Source organism: Mycobacterium sp. IDUB_9, from assembly GCF_055419505.1.
This window is the reverse complement of the sequence record NZ_JBVAXU010000002.1, coordinates 1,015,922-1,030,420: the sequence shown is the minus strand read 5'-3', so window position 1 is coordinate 1,030,420 and position 14,499 is coordinate 1,015,922. Positions and strand designations below refer to the sequence as shown.

Annotated in this window: 13 protein-coding genes; 9 read left to right on the top strand and 4 right to left on the bottom strand. The window is 65.7% G+C overall.

All coding sequences use genetic code 11. The features are described 5' to 3' along the window. Positions 1-191: 191 nt before the first annotated feature. The 3 genes from ACZY08_RS13600 to ACZY08_RS13590 are packed head-to-tail and all read left to right on the top strand — an operon-like array spanning position 192 to position 3,500. Complete coding sequence (locus tag ACZY08_RS13600; protein WP_463744357.1) at positions 192-1,214, top strand: Rieske 2Fe-2S domain-containing protein; 1,023 nt, start codon at positions 192-194, stop codon at positions 1,212-1,214. After that, complete coding sequence (locus tag ACZY08_RS13595) at positions 1,211-1,828, top strand: cysteine hydrolase family protein (RefSeq protein WP_463744358.1); 618 nt, start codon at positions 1,211-1,213, stop codon at positions 1,826-1,828. Before ACZY08_RS13600 ends, ACZY08_RS13595 begins: the two co-directional genes overlap by 4 nt. A gap of 25 nt (positions 1,829-1,853) precedes the next feature. Next, positions 1,854-3,500, top strand: coding sequence for an acyl-CoA synthetase (locus ACZY08_RS13590; RefSeq protein WP_463744359.1), 1,647 nt, complete (start codon positions 1,854-1,856; stop codon positions 3,498-3,500). Here ACZY08_RS13590 and ACZY08_RS13585 read toward each other — a convergent pair. Then, positions 3,484-4,971, bottom strand: coding sequence for an aldehyde dehydrogenase family protein (locus ACZY08_RS13585; protein ID WP_463744360.1), 1,488 nt, complete (start codon positions 4,969-4,971; stop codon positions 3,484-3,486). The genes ACZY08_RS13590 and ACZY08_RS13585 overlap by 17 nt on opposite strands. A gap of 159 nt (positions 4,972-5,130) precedes the next feature. Between ACZY08_RS13585 and ACZY08_RS13580 the strand changes: the two genes are divergently transcribed. From ACZY08_RS13580 to ACZY08_RS13570, 3 genes are all read left to right on the top strand, one after another. After that, positions 5,131-5,916, top strand: coding sequence for an SDR family oxidoreductase (locus ACZY08_RS13580; RefSeq protein ID WP_463744361.1), 786 nt, complete (start codon positions 5,131-5,133; stop codon positions 5,914-5,916). A gap of 102 nt (positions 5,917-6,018) precedes the next feature. After that, positions 6,019-7,239 carry a cytochrome P450 gene (locus tag ACZY08_RS13575; RefSeq protein WP_463745254.1) on the top strand — a complete coding sequence of 407 codons (1,221 nt, stop codon included), beginning with the start codon at positions 6,019-6,021 and terminating at the stop codon, positions 7,237-7,239. Between the two features lie 12 nt (positions 7,240-7,251). Continuing rightward, positions 7,252-7,947: a TetR/AcrR family transcriptional regulator gene (locus ACZY08_RS13570; protein ID WP_463744362.1), complete on the top strand. Its 696-nt coding sequence runs from the start codon at positions 7,252-7,254 to the stop codon at positions 7,945-7,947. Between the two features lie 10 nt (positions 7,948-7,957). Here the strand turns inward: ACZY08_RS13570 and ACZY08_RS13565 are convergent, their stop codons facing one another. After that, positions 7,958-8,299: a winged helix-turn-helix transcriptional regulator gene (locus ACZY08_RS13565; RefSeq protein ID WP_463744363.1), complete on the bottom strand. Its 342-nt coding sequence runs from the start codon at positions 8,297-8,299 to the stop codon at positions 7,958-7,960. 88 nt (positions 8,300-8,387) lie between these two features. Here ACZY08_RS13565 and ACZY08_RS13560 point away from each other — a divergent pair, with 88 nt between their 5' ends. Beyond that, positions 8,388-9,035, top strand: coding sequence for an NADPH-dependent F420 reductase (locus ACZY08_RS13560; protein WP_463744364.1), 648 nt, complete (start codon positions 8,388-8,390; stop codon positions 9,033-9,035). Here the strand turns inward: ACZY08_RS13560 and ACZY08_RS13555 are convergent. Both ACZY08_RS13555 and ACZY08_RS13550 read right to left on the bottom strand, forming a co-directional pair. After that, positions 9,021-10,481: an aldehyde dehydrogenase family protein gene (locus ACZY08_RS13555; RefSeq protein ID WP_463745255.1), complete on the bottom strand. Its 1,461-nt coding sequence runs from the start codon at positions 10,479-10,481 to the stop codon at positions 9,021-9,023. The genes ACZY08_RS13560 and ACZY08_RS13555 overlap by 15 nt on opposite strands. 184 nt (positions 10,482-10,665) lie before the next feature. Further along, on the bottom strand, positions 10,666-12,786 hold the full coding sequence (locus ACZY08_RS13550; RefSeq protein WP_463745256.1) for a molybdopterin-containing oxidoreductase family protein: 2,121 nt from the start codon (positions 12,784-12,786) through the stop codon (positions 10,666-10,668). 119 nt (positions 12,787-12,905) lie between these two features. On the opposite strand from ACZY08_RS13550, the gene ACZY08_RS13545 reads away from it, so the two are divergent. Further along, positions 12,906-13,331, top strand: coding sequence for a Zn-ribbon domain-containing OB-fold protein (locus ACZY08_RS13545; protein WP_463744365.1), 426 nt, complete (start codon positions 12,906-12,908; stop codon positions 13,329-13,331). After that, complete coding sequence (locus ACZY08_RS13540) at positions 13,328-14,476, top strand: thiolase family protein (protein ID WP_463744366.1); 1,149 nt, start codon at positions 13,328-13,330, stop codon at positions 14,474-14,476. Before ACZY08_RS13545 ends, ACZY08_RS13540 begins: the two co-directional genes overlap by 4 nt. Positions 14,477-14,499: the final 23 nt, after the last annotated feature.

The window sequence follows — 14,499 nt, the reverse complement described above, 5'->3', positions numbered from 1 at the left end:
TCACCTCCTGGTTGGTTGCGGAAAAGTACACCCGCCGAAACGGTATTCCAGCAGGAAAAGTGCGAGAGCGCACCTGCCGGAATGCGGTTTCGGCGGATGCGACGATACCGCATCTTCCCTATCCAGAAATGACTACTGTAATGTCTTCCGTAGGTATTGCGAGAGCAGTGGAGACAGGGAGGCAGGCGGCCATGAAAGTGCCGTTCACCTGGAAGGTCACCGGCTGGTTCATGATCGGCTGGTCGGCCGAGTACGAGGTCGGCGACGTGCGTGCGCTGAAGTACTTCGGCGAGGACCTCGCGGCGTACCGCGACGAGTCCGGCGAGTTGCATGTACTGGAAGCCCATTGCAAGCATCTCGGCGCCCACATCGGTCACGGCGGCAAGGTCGTCGGCGATTGCGTGGAGTGCCCATTCCACGGCTGGCGCTGGGGGCCGGAGGGCAACAACACCTACATTCCGTATCAGCCCGACAAGCCCAACCGTGGTCTCCGGCTTAGGTCCTACCCGGTCAAGGAACAGTACGGCTGCATCTTCATGTGGTACCAGCCCGCCGGTTTGGAGCCGCAGTGGGAGCTGCCCGACATCTTCCACAAGTTCCCTCAGTTCAACACCGATCCGGACGCGTACTACCGGCCCTACCCGGAGTTCTCCAGCCGGGCCGACGCCATCCCGGTGCACCCGCAGATCGTGGCCGAAAATGGGCCGGACAGTTCACATTTCCGCTACGTACACGGTGCCAGCGTGACTCCGGTGTGTCTGCACTGGGAACATGTCGACGAGGAATGGCGCTTTCTCACCGGCTGGCCCGACGCCCGCAGCGACGACCCGAACAAGATGGCACTGCGAATCCACAGCCACTTCTCCGGACTCGGCTTCGCGATGAGCGCCTTTGAGGGCTCGTCCAACCACCGGTTGATCTTCGCCTGCACTCCGGTCGACGACGAGGTGTCGGACATGTTCTATTCAATCTGGTGGCCCAAAGAATCAGGCACGGCTTCCGGGTCGGACATCCCACCGGATCACGTCCGCGCAAAGGTCGAGAAGCAGTTCCTCAAGACCGTGTGGGAAGACTGCGACATCTGGCGCTATCAGAAGTACGTCGAGCATCCCCCGCTGGCCAAGATCGACGCCAAACCCTATATGGCGATGCGCAAGTGGGCCACCCAGTTTTATGAGGTGCCCCCGGTCGAGAGTGCTGTCGCCGGCGTATGAGACCCGATCTGAGCGAGCTGGTCGCACCCGAGCACACCGCGATCATCACCCAGGAATGCCAGGGCGCGGTGGTCGGTCCTGACGCCGGGTTGGCCGCATTGGCCGATGAGGCCCGCCGGGAGGCGCTGCCCAACATCGCCCGCCTGTTACCCGTCGCGCGGGCGGTCTCCACACAGGTGGTGCACTGCCTGGTGCAGCGGCGCCCGGATGGATTGGGCTCCAACCACAACGCCAAGATCTTCGCCATCGGCCGCAGCGACGTGGGGATACTGCCAGGCAGCCCGGGCGCCGCACTACTGCCCGAATTCGGCCCGGAGCCAGATGATCTCGTGCTCTCCCGCTGGCACGGCCTGGGGCCGATGGGTGGCACCGACCTCGATGCCGTCCTGCGCAATCTCGGCGTGCGCACGATCGTGGCCGTCGGCGTCTCGGTGAACATCGCGATCACCAACCTGGTGATGGACGCGGTCAACGCCGGGTACCGGGTGGTACTGCCACGCGATGCGGTAGCCGGAATTCCGACGGCCTATGCCGACGCGGTGATCGACAATACGCTGTCCCTTCTTGCCACCGTCACCACCACCGAAGACCTGCTGCGTGTCTGGCAGCGCTGACCAAACCCGCCGCTAGGAGAGCCCCGTGCAGTTCACCGTTCCGGCCGTCGCCGAGGCCGTCGCCACCGCCATACCGGACCGCTCCCTGATAGTCCAGGGCGACCGGCGCTTCAGCTACCGCCAGGTCGTCGACCGGTCGAATCGCCTGGCGGCATACCTGCATTCGCGCGGTCTGGGAGCACAGACCGAACGTGGTGACCTGGCCGGCCATGAGGTAGGTCAGGACCTACTGGGCATCTATGCCTACAACGGACCGGAGTTCGTCGAATCGCTGCTCGGTGCCTTCCGGTCCAGAGTCGCTCCATTCAACGTCAACTACCGTTACGTCAAGAACGAATTGCAATACCTGCTGGCCGATTCCGGGGCGTCGGCGTTGGTGTATCACGCGGCATTCGCACCCCGGGTGGCCGAGGTGCTGCCCGAACTGCCTGCTCTGCGGGTCCTGATCCAGATCGCCGACGGATCCGGCAACGAATTGCTCCACGGAGCAGTCGATTACGACACGATCGTGGCCGACACCCCGACGCCCGTGTACGCACCCGTGGAGCCCAGCCCGGACGACCTCTACGTCCTGTACACCGGCGGCACGACCGGCATGCCCAAGGGCGTGCTGTGGCGCCAGCACGACATCTTCATGACCGCGTTCGGCGGACGCAACATGATGACCGGGGACAAGTCACAGTCCGTCGAGGAAATCGTCGGCCGTGCGGCCGAGAATCCCGGCACCAAGCTGATGATCCTCCCACCGCTGATCCACGGTGCCGCGCAATGGGCCGCGATGACCGCGATCACCACCGGCCAGACCCTCGTATTCCCCAGTGTGGTCGATCGTTTCGATGCCGACGACGTGGTGCGCACCATCGAACGCGAACAGGTACTGGTGGCCACCGTCGTCGGTGACGCAATGGCCCGCCCGCTGCTGGATGCGATCAAGGGTGGCACCGCAGACGTGTCGTCTCTGTCGGTCGTGGCGAACGGCGGAGCGCAGCTGACCCCTTACGTCAAACAGCAACTCATCGACGCCAAGGCCAATCTCATCGTCGTCGACGGAGTGGGGTCATCGGAGACCGGCGCCCAGATGAGCCACATGTCTGCTCCCGGTGCGGTGTCGACCGGAACGTTCAACGCCGGACCCGACACCTGTGTGGTGACCGAGGATTTCACCGCGGTCCTGACCGCCGGCCACGAGGGGCTGGGCTGGCTGGCGCAGCGAGGGTTCGTGCCACTGGGATACAAGGGCGATGCCGCCAAGACTGCGGCGACATTCCCGGTGATCGACGGCGTGCGCTACGCGACGCCCGGCGATCGGGCCCGCCATCTGGGCAGCGGTGCAATCGAACTCCTAGGCCGCGATTCGGTGACCATCAACTCCGGCGGCGAGAAGATCTTCGCCGAGGAGGTCGAGTCCGCGATCGCCTCGCACCCGGCGGTGCAGGACGTCGTCGTCGCCGGCCGCCCCAGCGAGCGCTGGGGACAGGAGGTAGTGGCTGTCGTGGCACTGGCCCAGGGTGCTGTGGCCGGGGCCGACGAGCTCATCGCGCACGCCGAAACCTCGATCGCCCGCTACAAGCTGCCCAAGGCCGTGGTGTTCCGCCCGGTCATCGAGCGCAGCCCGGCCGGTAAAGCCGACTACCGGTGGGCCCGCGAGCAGGCGCTCAGCGAAACTTCTTGAGCCGGGCGGCGGTCCGGCTGCGGGCCCGTCGCAGGCTGAGGTCCGCGCTGACCCGCATGGCCGCGCTGAACGGCCTCGCCGCCTGCCCCGTGACACTGAATGGCAGGTCACTGCCGACCACGGTGCGGTAGTGGCTGAATGCATCGAAGCCGGCCTTGCCGTGGTAGGCGCCGGTGCCGCTGCGGCCGACGCCACCGAACGGGGCGTCGGACGGGATCATGTGCGCGGCAAAGTCATTGCGGGCCACCCCACCGCTGCGGGTGTGGCTGACGAAGTGCCGGAAATCGGCGTTGTCGGGACCGAACCAATACGCCACCAACGGTGACGGGTTGGCGTTGATGTGGTCGACCGCCTCGGTGAGGCCGGCGTAGCCGCGGACCATCAGCACGGGACCGAACACTTCCTCGCTCGCGATCTGCATCCGGTCATCGACGTCACGCACAATGGTCGGCGCGATCTTGCGCGAGCCCGGATCGGGCAGCACTTCCCCCGCCGGGACCACGGAATCGATTCGAGCCCCGTGCGCACGCGCGTCCGCGATCAGGCCGACGACGCGGTCGAAATTGGCCTGGTTCACCGAGGAGCAGTAGTCGGGATTGCCCACGACGGTGGGAAACAGGTTGGTCAAGGTCTTGCGCGCCACTGCGACGAACCGGTCGACCTCAGCTTCCGGTACGAAGACATAGTCAGGGCATACACACACCTGACCGCCATTGACCATGCGCGCCTGGGCGATTCGATTGGCCGCCCGTTCGATGTCGGCGCCGGGCGCCACGACCACCGGGTTCTTGCCCCCCAGCTCCAGCGTGACGGGAACGAGGTTGTCCGACGCGGCCCGGGCGACAAGCTTTCCCACCGAAGGCGAGCCGGTGAAAAACAGGTGGTCGAACGGCAGGCCCGCGAACTCAGCGGCGACATCCGGCCCACCGGTCACGACTCTCAACTCGGTCGGATCGAAGTACCTCGGGACTGTCGCCGCCATCAGTTCGGCGGTACGTGGCGTGACCTCAGACATCTTCATCATCACCCGGTTGCCTGCGGCGAATGCGGCCGCCGCGGGCAGCACCGTCAGTTGGATCGGGAAGTTCCACGGACCGATCACGCCGATCACGCCGAGCGGGCTCGGCAGCACTTCGGCGCGCAGACCCGCGAACCGGGCTGCCCGCATCAGCTTGGTCGCACGCATCCATTGCGGCACATGCGCTCTGGTGTGCTCGATGACCGAAAGCATGCCGAGGATCTCGGCGAAGAACGCCGCCGACCGGGAACGTGACCCATAGTCGGCAGCGGTAGCGGCGACGAAATCTTCCGAGTTGTCGAGGACCATCGCGAGCAGCCGGTCAATACGGTTGCGGCGCAGCGCGATATCGGGCGGCCCATCGGCGATGAAAGAGCAGCGCTGGGCAGCCAGCACCTCGTCGAGACCGTCGCGCTGCGGTTGTACCCCAGCGCGCTCCTCCAGCGCACTCATCGATTCCGTCCCCTCGCCAGGCACGCGTCGCCCACATCCCGAAGGTCCCTCCGGTAAGGCTCACGGTAGCACCCGTCAAGCAGGTAGGAGCCGATTGTCCGGCTAGCCCGAATTGTTTACAGTCATCCTTACTGTCGTTCATTCGGTGAGAGGTTGGGCATGTCGGAAACCGCGCGCAGGATCGTCGTCGTCGGAGCCGGATCCGGAATCGGAGCGGCCACCGCGGCGCACTTCTTCGAGCGGGGCGACCACGTACTCGCGGTCGACCTGCGCACCAACGACACCCCGGCATCGGAGCATGCGACCTGCGACCTTCGGGATGCCGGCGACATCGCGCGACTTCTGGGTGAGATCGGGGACGGCTGGGACATGCTCGCGCACGTCGCCGGGGTTCCGGGCACCGCGCCGGCCGCCGACGTGCTCAAGGTCAACTATCTCGGCATGCGACTGATGGCCGAGGGCATGCTGCCGCTCCTGCGTCACGGCGGGTCGATCGTCACGGTGGCCTCGACCGCGGCTCTGGGCTGGCAGCAGCGCGTCGACGTGCTGGACGGGCTTCTCGAACTGACCGATGGGGATGCGGTGGCGCAGTGGCAAGCCGGCCAGGATCCGAATTTCCCGGTGTACACCACTTCCAAGCAGGCCGCCATCCTGTTCGTCAAGCGGGTGGCAGGCCCGGCCTGGACCAAGTACGGCGTGCGGGTCAACACCGTCAGCCCGGGCCCGGTCGAGACGCCGATCCTGACCGACTTCGAACAGACCATGGGCAAAGACGTGCTCGACCTGGTGCGTGCCACAGTCGGCCGGCACGCCACCGTCGACGACGTGGTCCCGCTGATCGGCTTCCTGGCCTCCCCTGAGGCGCGTTGGATCAACGGTCAGGACATCCAGGTCGACGCCGGTTTCATCGCGTCGATGAGCAACGGGGCCCCGATCCCGCTCTGACTGTTCCGACCCGCGTCGATTCCGTTACTGTAATATTTACAGTAATATGCATCAGTGTGATCGGTCCGTTCCGAGCGGTTGAGGTGAGCTGTGGATAGTCAAGTGCAGGTTGTCGCTTCTGACGAAACTGCCGGCGAGTCCGTCGTCGATACGGCCACCCTGCTGCGCGATCCGTACCCGATCTTCGCGCGGCACCGCGCCAGGCACGGCGTGTTCCGCGGCTCGGTGATGGACTGGTCCAAGACGCCGGAATCCCTTCTGCCGGAACATCAATTCGCCGCAGTATCGTTCGACGCGGTCAATACTGTGTTCCGGGACGGCAAGTCCTTCAACTCGAAGATCTACGACAACACCATCGGGCTGTTCATCGGTCCCACCATCCTGGCCATGGAGGGCAAGACCCACCGCGACCATCGAAACCTGGTCTCGGCCGCGTTCAAGTCGCGATCCCTACAGCGCTGGGAACCCGAGATCGTGCGCCCGATCTGCGAGGCACTGGTTGACGAATTCATCGACACCGGGAGCGCCGATCTGGTGCGCGACTTCACCTTCGAATTCCCCACCCGGGTGATCTCGACACTGCTCGGACTACCCGAAGAAGACCTGCCCTGGTTCCGTCAGCGCGCCGTCGAACTGATCAGCTACACGGTGAAATACAAGCGTGCTTTCGAGGCCTCCGCGGCGCTCAAGGACTACTTCCTCGGGCAGATCGAACTTCGCCGGTCCAGGCCCACCGACGACATCATCGGCGATCTGGTCACCGCGGAGATCGACGGCGAGAAGCTGACCGACGAGGCCATCTTCTCCTTCCTTCGCTTGCTCCTGCCCGCCGGCCTGGAGACCACCTACCGCTCCTCGGGCAATCTGATCTATCTGCTCCTCACCCATCCTGAGCAATTCGCTGCGGTACAGGCCGACCATGGGCTGATCGACGCGGCCATCGAGGAGGGGTTGCGCTACGAAACTCCCCTCACCACCGTGCAACGCTCGGCCAGCCAGGACACCGAACTCGACGGTGTGGCGCTGCCCGCCGACGCGGTCATCGACGTCTGCATCGGGTCGGCGAACCGTGACGAGAATCGCTGGGAACGGCCCGAGGAGTTCGACATTTTCCGGAAGCGGTTGCCGCACATCACCTTTGCTGCAGGCGAACACACCTGCATGGGGTTGCACCTGGCCCGTATGGAGACCCGGGTGGCCATGGAAAGCCTACTTTCCCGGGTGCGCAACCTCGAGCTGGTCACCGACGACGACCCGCACATCTTCGGCCAGCCGTTCCGCTCCCCCACGGACATACCCGTCACGTTCGAGCCGGTCCGCTAGAAGGGCGCCGTCATGGTCAGACCCGCGAGCACCCGTGGTCGCCGACGCCGCGAGCGCGGGTCGATCAGTATCGACGAGATCCTGCGCGGCGCTTTCGAAATCGCCGACGAGGTATCGATCGACAACCTCAGTATGCCGCAGCTGGCCCGCCACCTCGATGTCGGAGTGACCAGCATCTACTGGCACTTCCGCCGCAAGGATGAGCTGCTCGATGCCATGACCGAGCGCATCCTGCTCGATTACGATTTCAGCGTGCTGGCCATTGAGCCCGCCACCTGGCGCGAGTCGCTGCGCGCCCACGCCCACCGGATGCGCGAGATGTTCACGAGCAATCCAATTGTGTGCGACCTCATCCTGATCCGCGGCACTCGGGGCATTCCGGCGGCGCGCACCGCACTGGAGAAGATCGAACAGCCGGTGGCAGCACTGGTGGCGGCAGGGCTCACCGCCAAACAGGCCTTCGATACCTACACGGCTGTCTCGGTGCTGGTGCGGAGTTCGGCCGTGTTGCAACGATTACAGAGCCGCACACCCGAGGTCCAATTCCCCCGTGAGTATTGGGAACAGGTGATCGACTCCGAAGCGATGCCGTTGATCGCCTCGATTCCCGGCCGTGGGTACCGGATCGGCATGGCCGACGACGTCAACTTCGACCACATCCTCGACAGCATCCTCGACCGGGCCGACGCATGCTTGTCGAGCCGTTAGTCCGCCTGCCTCACGCTGACAGTTCGGCCTGATTCTCCGCCGCCCACCGGGCAAGGTGTGCCAGCGGCCCACGTGCAAATGAGGCACCCAAATCTGTCAGTTCGTAGACGGCGGCCTCAGGCCGCGAATCGTCGGCTGACCTCGCAATCAGGCCGCGCGACGTCAAACGGCGGAGGGATTCGGTCAGGACTTTGTCACTGACGCCCGCGATTCGGTGTAGCAGGAGGCTGCGGCGGGTTGGGCCGAGGCGAAGCGCCGAGAGCACCACCGGGTCCCAAGCATGGCTGATGAGCGCGACGGCGGCGCGTACGTGACAGTCGGAAACGAACGCCTGGCAATTCCCCTCGATCACCGGACCAGTGTTCCACCACGTAGCCCACCGATCGGTAGGAATGCGCCGCCTAGCGTCGCCGTGACATCACTCGACGAAGGAGACAGCCATGCACATCGGACTTTTGGGGACTGGGAACCTGGCGGTCACGCTCGGAACGGCATGGGCAGCAGCCGGACACGCCATCGTGGTCGGGGGACGCAGCCCAGACCGTGCGAGGGCCGCGGCGACTCAGATCGGCCCCGCGGCAACGGCGATCGATCCGTCCGACCTGGCCGGGCAGGCCGACGTCATCGTGATCGCGATCGCCTGGGACGGATTGGAGAACGCGTTGGCTCTCGTCGGCGGCCCGAACGCGGCGTTGTCGGGGAAGACCGTTGTCGACTGCACCAATCCGGTGGACTACCCGAGCGGACGACTGCTCCCGAAATCCGGGTCGGCCGCCGAACTCGTCGCCCGCCTCGCGGTCGGCGCCCACGTGGTCAAGGCACTGCACCTGTTCGCCGGTGCTTCATGGCCGTTCACCGGCCCGCAGGACAGCTCGCCCGTGGTCGCGATCTGTGGTGATGACGCCGGCGCCTTGCGGGTGGTCGGGGCGTTGATCGCTGACCTGAATGCGCGCACGGCAGTCCTGGGCGGACTCGACGCTGCCCGGCAGGCCGAAGAAACCGCCGCGTTCGTGATGCGCGTAGTGGCGGCCGGAGCGAATCCGCGCTTCGCCGTTCCGGATGTGCAGCCTGCCCTACTGGCGCGGTAGCCGCCAGCCGATCGTCTTCGTTTCGGTGTACTGCGCGAAACCCTCGATGCCGCACTGCCTTCCGACTCCGCTGTTCTTGTACCCGCCGAACGGGGCGTCGGCGCCGTAGTACATGCCGCCGTTGACACCAATGGCGCCGGTCCTGATCCGCCGGGCGATCGCCATCGCCCGGTCGGGCGACGCCGACATCACCGCACCGGCCAAGCCGAACGCACTGTCGTTGGCGATCCGCACCGCTTCGTCGTCATCGTCGAACGGCAGCATCACCAGCACCGGCCCGAACACTTCGTCCTGGGCGATGGCCGCCCCAGGATCGGCCCCGACGATGACGGTGGGTGCGACGAAGTGGCCGTCGCGCAGGTGATCGGCCAACCCCGCGACCTCCCCGCCGCCCACCACGATCTCGGCGCCGTCGCGGCGGGCACCGTCGATGGCCTCTAGCACGCGCTGCTTGGCAACCGCGCTGATCAGCGGGCCGACCAGCGTGGTCGTCAGCGCGGGGTCGCCGACCGGCACCGCGCCGAATGCCATGGTCACGTTGGCCACGGCCTCGTCGAACAGGCTGCGGTGCACCAGCATCCGGGTGTTGGCCGCACACGCCTGCCCGGCGTGCACGCACGCCCCGATGGCGCCGGGGATGATGTGGCCCGGCTTGGCGTCGTCGAGCACGATCATCGCGGACTTGCCCCCGAGTTCCAGGAAGGTGCGCTTCATCGTGTCGGCCCCGGCTCGCATCAGATGCCTGCCGACGGCCGTGGACCCGGTGAACGACACCATGTCGACGCGTGGATCGGTGCCCAACTGCGCGGCCACCTCGTTGGACGGAGTCGGCACCACGTTGACGACGCCGGGTGGCATGTCGGTACGCTCGGCGATCAGCCTGCCCAGCCGGGTGGCGTTCCATGGTGTGTTCGGATCAGGTTTGAGCACCACGGTATTTCCTGCGGCGAGCGCCGGTCCGAGTTTGTTGAGGATCACCTCGATCGGGAAGTTCGACGGGGTGATCGCGGCGACCACCCCGACCGCCTCTTTGACTACGGTGCGGGCATTGCGCTCACCGAACAGCCCGCCGCCGTCGAGCGTGCGTTCCCACTCGAACTCGTCGATCAGCCGGGCCGGGTATCGCAGCGCATCGGCCAGCGGCCAGTCGAGCTGCGCATTCTCCGTCGTCATCGCCGGACAGCCCACCTCGGCGATCAATTCTTCACGCAGATCATCTTTTTCAGACTCGATGGCGTCCTGCAGTTGGGCCAGCACGCGCCGGCGCAGGCCTCGGTTGGTGCTCCAGTCGGACTCGTCGAATGCGCGCCGGGCCGCACCGATCGCGGCATCCATATCCTGCGCACCGGCAGCGGCGGTCACGCCCAGCACCAGACCTGTTGCCGGGCTGACGTTGTCGAATTCGGCACCGGCCACCGCGGCCACCAGTTCACCGTCGACCAGCATGCGCTTCTCGGCCCGGGCCGCAGCGCGCCGCCCGACCTCCACACTGGTGACGACCTCGTCCACGACTTCGCTCACGCTCGCAACTGTAACACTTACAGTAATCCCATCCGCCGCCGAAACGGCATTCCAGCAGCGAAAGTTCGGGTGTGCACCTGCCGGAATGCCGTTTCGCGGCCCGTCGGAGTCAGCAGCGTTCCACTTGCACCGGCACACCCGTCAGCCAGGACATGCCGGCCAGCGCCTCGACATCGGCCGGGTCACTCGACATCAATTGATTGACGTTGGAGCCGCCGGCCTGGTTGGCGATCTGCCAGCCGCCGCTGCCCTTGTGGCCCCATCCGTGCGGTATTGCCACCGTGCCGCGCACGATGTCGTCGGTCAGCGCCACCGCGATGTCGATCTGGCCGTATGGCGAACGCACCCGCACCTCGTCACCGTCGGCCAGGTGCCGCGCCGCAGCGTCTTCGGCATGCATGAGTGCTCGATGGATCTTGTGGCCGCGCATGAGCAACGGCGAATTGTGCAGCCAGGAGTTCTCCGAGCGTGGTTCGCGCATTCCGATCATGCGCAGCGGATACCCGTCGGGTGCGACTCGTCCCGACATCGCGGCGATTTCGGAAGCGATGTCGTCGTGCGCGAGCCGTATCCGCCCCTTCGGGTACACCACTACTTCGTTCAGCACGCCGGTACGGAGGTTCGGTGCCACCACCACACCGTGCGGATGCTCTTCGGCCAGGCGGCGGAAGGTCAACCCGCCACGGCGCAGCCCGAAGCGGTCACCACCCTCGGCCATCCGGATCATCATGTCGATCATCGGGCGCGGGTTGAGCCGCTTCCCACGTCGCGTCGCCCGCTTGGCCGCCAGCCGAAGCGCAACGAAAACCGGTGTGCGGACACCCATCCTGCCGATCAGGTCGACGACGATGTCCCACTCGGTGCGCGCCTGACCACGTGGTGCCACCACGGCGTCGGTGGCCTGACGGAACGGGGTGGCCTGGAACATCTGGAACGTGACGGCGAAGTCGTCGCGCTCGTACATCGAGGTGACCGGTAGCACGTAGTCACAGTGCGCGGTGGTCTCGTTGACGTAGAGGTCCAGCCCCACCGAGAGGTCCAAGGATTCCAGCGCATCTTCCATTTCTACGCCGTTGGGAACCGACAGCACCGGGTTACCGGCGCCGATGAACATCGCCTTGACCTGGCCCTGGCCGGGCATCGTGATCTCCTTGGCCATGAACGCCGCAGGCTCTGCCCCGATCACGGAACGGAACCCGCCCACGCGGGTGCGCTTGGTGCGGTAGCTCCGGCGCAGCGACGCGCCCATGGCCATCGAGCCCCACTTCTGACCGGGGATGCCCAGCGTGCTGAACACGCTGCCTCCCGGGGTGTCCAGATTGCCCGCGACAAGGTTGACCGCGTCCAGCAGGTAGGTGGTCAACGTGCCATTGCGGCCGACGCAGGTGCCCAGCCGACCGTAAACCGCGGTCCGTGGGGTGGCGGCGGGATCGCGGGCCAGCATGCGAACAATCTCCGGATCGATGCCCGTGTGCCCCCGAGTGTGTTCCGGGGTGAACGGTGCACATTGCTCGTGCAGCCAGTCCAGACCGTCGGCCTGAGTCCGGGCCCTCGCGCTGACCAACCCCTCGGCGAACAGCACCTGCAAAATCGACAGGAGCAAGTACGCATCCGCGTCCGGGATGATCCCGAGCCATTCGAACTGGGCGGCGGTCTCGCTGCGTCGCGGATCGACCACCACGACCCGTCCGCCGCGCTTCACGATGTCGTGCATGCGGTCTTTGATGCGCGGCGCGGTCAGAAAACTGCCATGGGACACCACCGGATTCGCGCCGAGCATGACCAGCAGATCGGTACGCATCAGGTCCGGAATGGGTACCGGGAACGGCGCACCGTAGAGAAACTGGTTGGCCAGCAAACGACTACTGGTGTCCTGCGTCGACGAACTGAAGAAATGACTGTCGCCGCCGATGCCCTTCGCGAAGCCCATCGCCGCGAACAGGTGCGAATAGCTGAATGCCGCGGGATTGCCCATGTACCAGGCGAACGCTCCCGAGCCGTGCCGCCGGTGGATCTCAGTGAGTCTGACCGCGATGTCGTCGAGTGCCTCGTCCCAGGTGACCGGTTCGAAACCGCCTCCGGTGCGTCGCAGCGGGGTGGTGACGCGATCCGGATCATTGACGACCTCGGAGAACGCGATGCCCTTCTGGCAGGCGAACCCGGCCGACAACGGGTGTTCCTTGTCCGGGCGCAACGCGGTGAGCTTGCCGTCCTCGACGGTGGCGATCATGCCGCACAGGGGCTCGCAGATTCTGCAGAACGTGGGCTTGTTCTCGATCACCGATACTAGGTTACTGTAAGAGTTACAGTTGCTATACCCTTTTGGCTTGAACACGGAGGACGGGACGTATGCAGAAGGCTCTGGCGCCGGAGATCTCCACCTGGCCCGACGCGGACGCGCAGCTGATCGGCAGCCGCTGCGCTGACTGCTCGGCCACCACCTTCCCCGCCCAGGCCCGCTGCCCCAAGTGCTCCGGCGGCAACACCGAGGAGATCCTGCTCCCTCGCCGCGGCACCTTGGTCGCCTGGACCACCCAGGGGTTCCCACCCGGCGCCCCCTACAAAGGAGCAGGCGGAAAAGACTTCGTGCCCTTCGGAGTTGGGCTGGTGCAGCTGGGAGACGTGATCCGGGTCGAAGGTCGCCTGACCGAAAACGACCCCGCCAAACTGCAATTCGGCCAAGACGTCGAACTCACCATGATCCCGTTCACCGCAGAAGAAGACGGCACCGAGGTCGTCACATTCGCCTTCACACCGGAGGTTTCTGACAAATGACCAACGACGTAGCCATCATCGGCGTCGGCCTGCATCCGTTCGGCCGATTCGAGGGCAAGTCCGCGATGGCGATGGGTGTGGACGCCATCTTCTCGGCGGTCGCCGACGCCGGTGTGGACTGGAAAGACATCGGCGCTGCAACGGGAGGCAGCTGGACGGTGGCCAACCCCGACGCCATCGTCGGGATGGTCGGACTGACCGGCATTCCGTTCACCAACGTGTTCAACGCGTGCGCCACGGCGGCGAGTGCCACCAAGGTGTGCGCGGACGGAATCCGCCTCGGTGACTATGACATCGGCATCGCAGTGGGCCTCGACAAGCACCCCCGCGGCGCGTTCACCGAAGACCCGTCTTTGGTGGGGATGCCCAGCTGGTACGCCGAGAACGGCCAGTACCTCACCACGCAGTTCTTCGGGATGAAGGCCAACCGTTACCTGCACGAGCACAACATCTCGCAGCGCACTCTGGCCAAGGTCGCCAACAAGAACTTCCGCAACGGCGCGCTGAACCCGAACGCGTTCCGGCGCAAGCCGATCAGCGAGGACGACATCCTCAACTCGACCGTGCTCAACTACCCGCTGACCCAGTACATGTTCTGCGCGCCTGACGAAGGTGCGGCCGCGATAGTCATGTGCCGCGCCGACATCGCCCACCGTTACACCGACAAGCCGGTCTACCTCAAGGCCGTCGAGGTCCGGACCCGACGCTACGGCGCATATGAGGTCAACACCACCTGCGCACCGGTCACCGAAGATGTGGCGCCGACGGTGTATGCCGCGCGGGCCGCTTTCGAGAAAGCCGGAGTGGCACCAGAAGACGTCGACGTCGTGCAGCTGCAGGACACCGATGCCGGCGCCGAGATCATCCACATGGCCGAATGCGGATTCTGCGCCGACGGCGACCAGGAGAAACTTCTGGCCGACGGCGCCACCGAGATCGGCGGATCACTGCCCGTCAACACCGACGGCGGCCTGATCGCCAACGGCGAACCGATCGGTGCCTCGGGTCTGCGCCAGATCCACGAACTGGTACGGCAATTGCGCGGCGAAGCGGGCGATCGCCAGGTGCCCGGCAGCCCGCGCGTCGGCTTCGCACAGCTCTACGGCGCCCCGGGTACCGCCGCCGCGACCGTGTTGACACTCTGACTTTCATAGCGCGAGCAGACGCA

Bases quoted from the DNA above. Each gene is read 5' to 3' on its own strand.
- ACZY08_RS13540 (WP_463744366.1), top strand. From the start codon at position 13,328: ATGACCAACGACGTAGCCATCATCGGCGTCGGCCTGCATCCGTTCGGC.
- ACZY08_RS13595 (WP_463744358.1), top strand. From the start codon at position 1,211: ATGAGACCCGATCTGAGCGAGCTGGTCGCACCCGAGCACACCGCGATC.
- ACZY08_RS13580 (WP_463744361.1), top strand. From the start codon at position 5,131: ATGTCGGAAACCGCGCGCAGGATCGTCGTCGTCGGAGCCGGATCCGGA.
- ACZY08_RS13560 (WP_463744364.1), top strand. From the start codon at position 8,388: ATGCACATCGGACTTTTGGGGACTGGGAACCTGGCGGTCACGCTCGGA.
- ACZY08_RS13555 (WP_463745255.1), bottom strand. From the start codon at position 10,481: ATGCTGGTCGACGGTGAACTGGTGGCCGCGGTGGCCGGTGCCGAATTC.
- ACZY08_RS13545 (WP_463744365.1), top strand. From the start codon at position 12,906: ATGCAGAAGGCTCTGGCGCCGGAGATCTCCACCTGGCCCGACGCGGAC.
- ACZY08_RS13600 (WP_463744357.1), top strand. From the start codon at position 192: ATGAAAGTGCCGTTCACCTGGAAGGTCACCGGCTGGTTCATGATCGGC.
- ACZY08_RS13550 (WP_463745256.1), bottom strand. From the start codon at position 12,786: ATGATCGCCACCGTCGAGGACGGCAAGCTCACCGCGTTGCGCCCGGAC.
- ACZY08_RS13585 (WP_463744360.1), bottom strand. From the start codon at position 4,971: ATGAGTGCGCTGGAGGAGCGCGCTGGGGTACAACCGCAGCGCGACGGT.
- ACZY08_RS13570 (WP_463744362.1), top strand. From the start codon at position 7,252: ATGGTCAGACCCGCGAGCACCCGTGGTCGCCGACGCCGCGAGCGCGGG.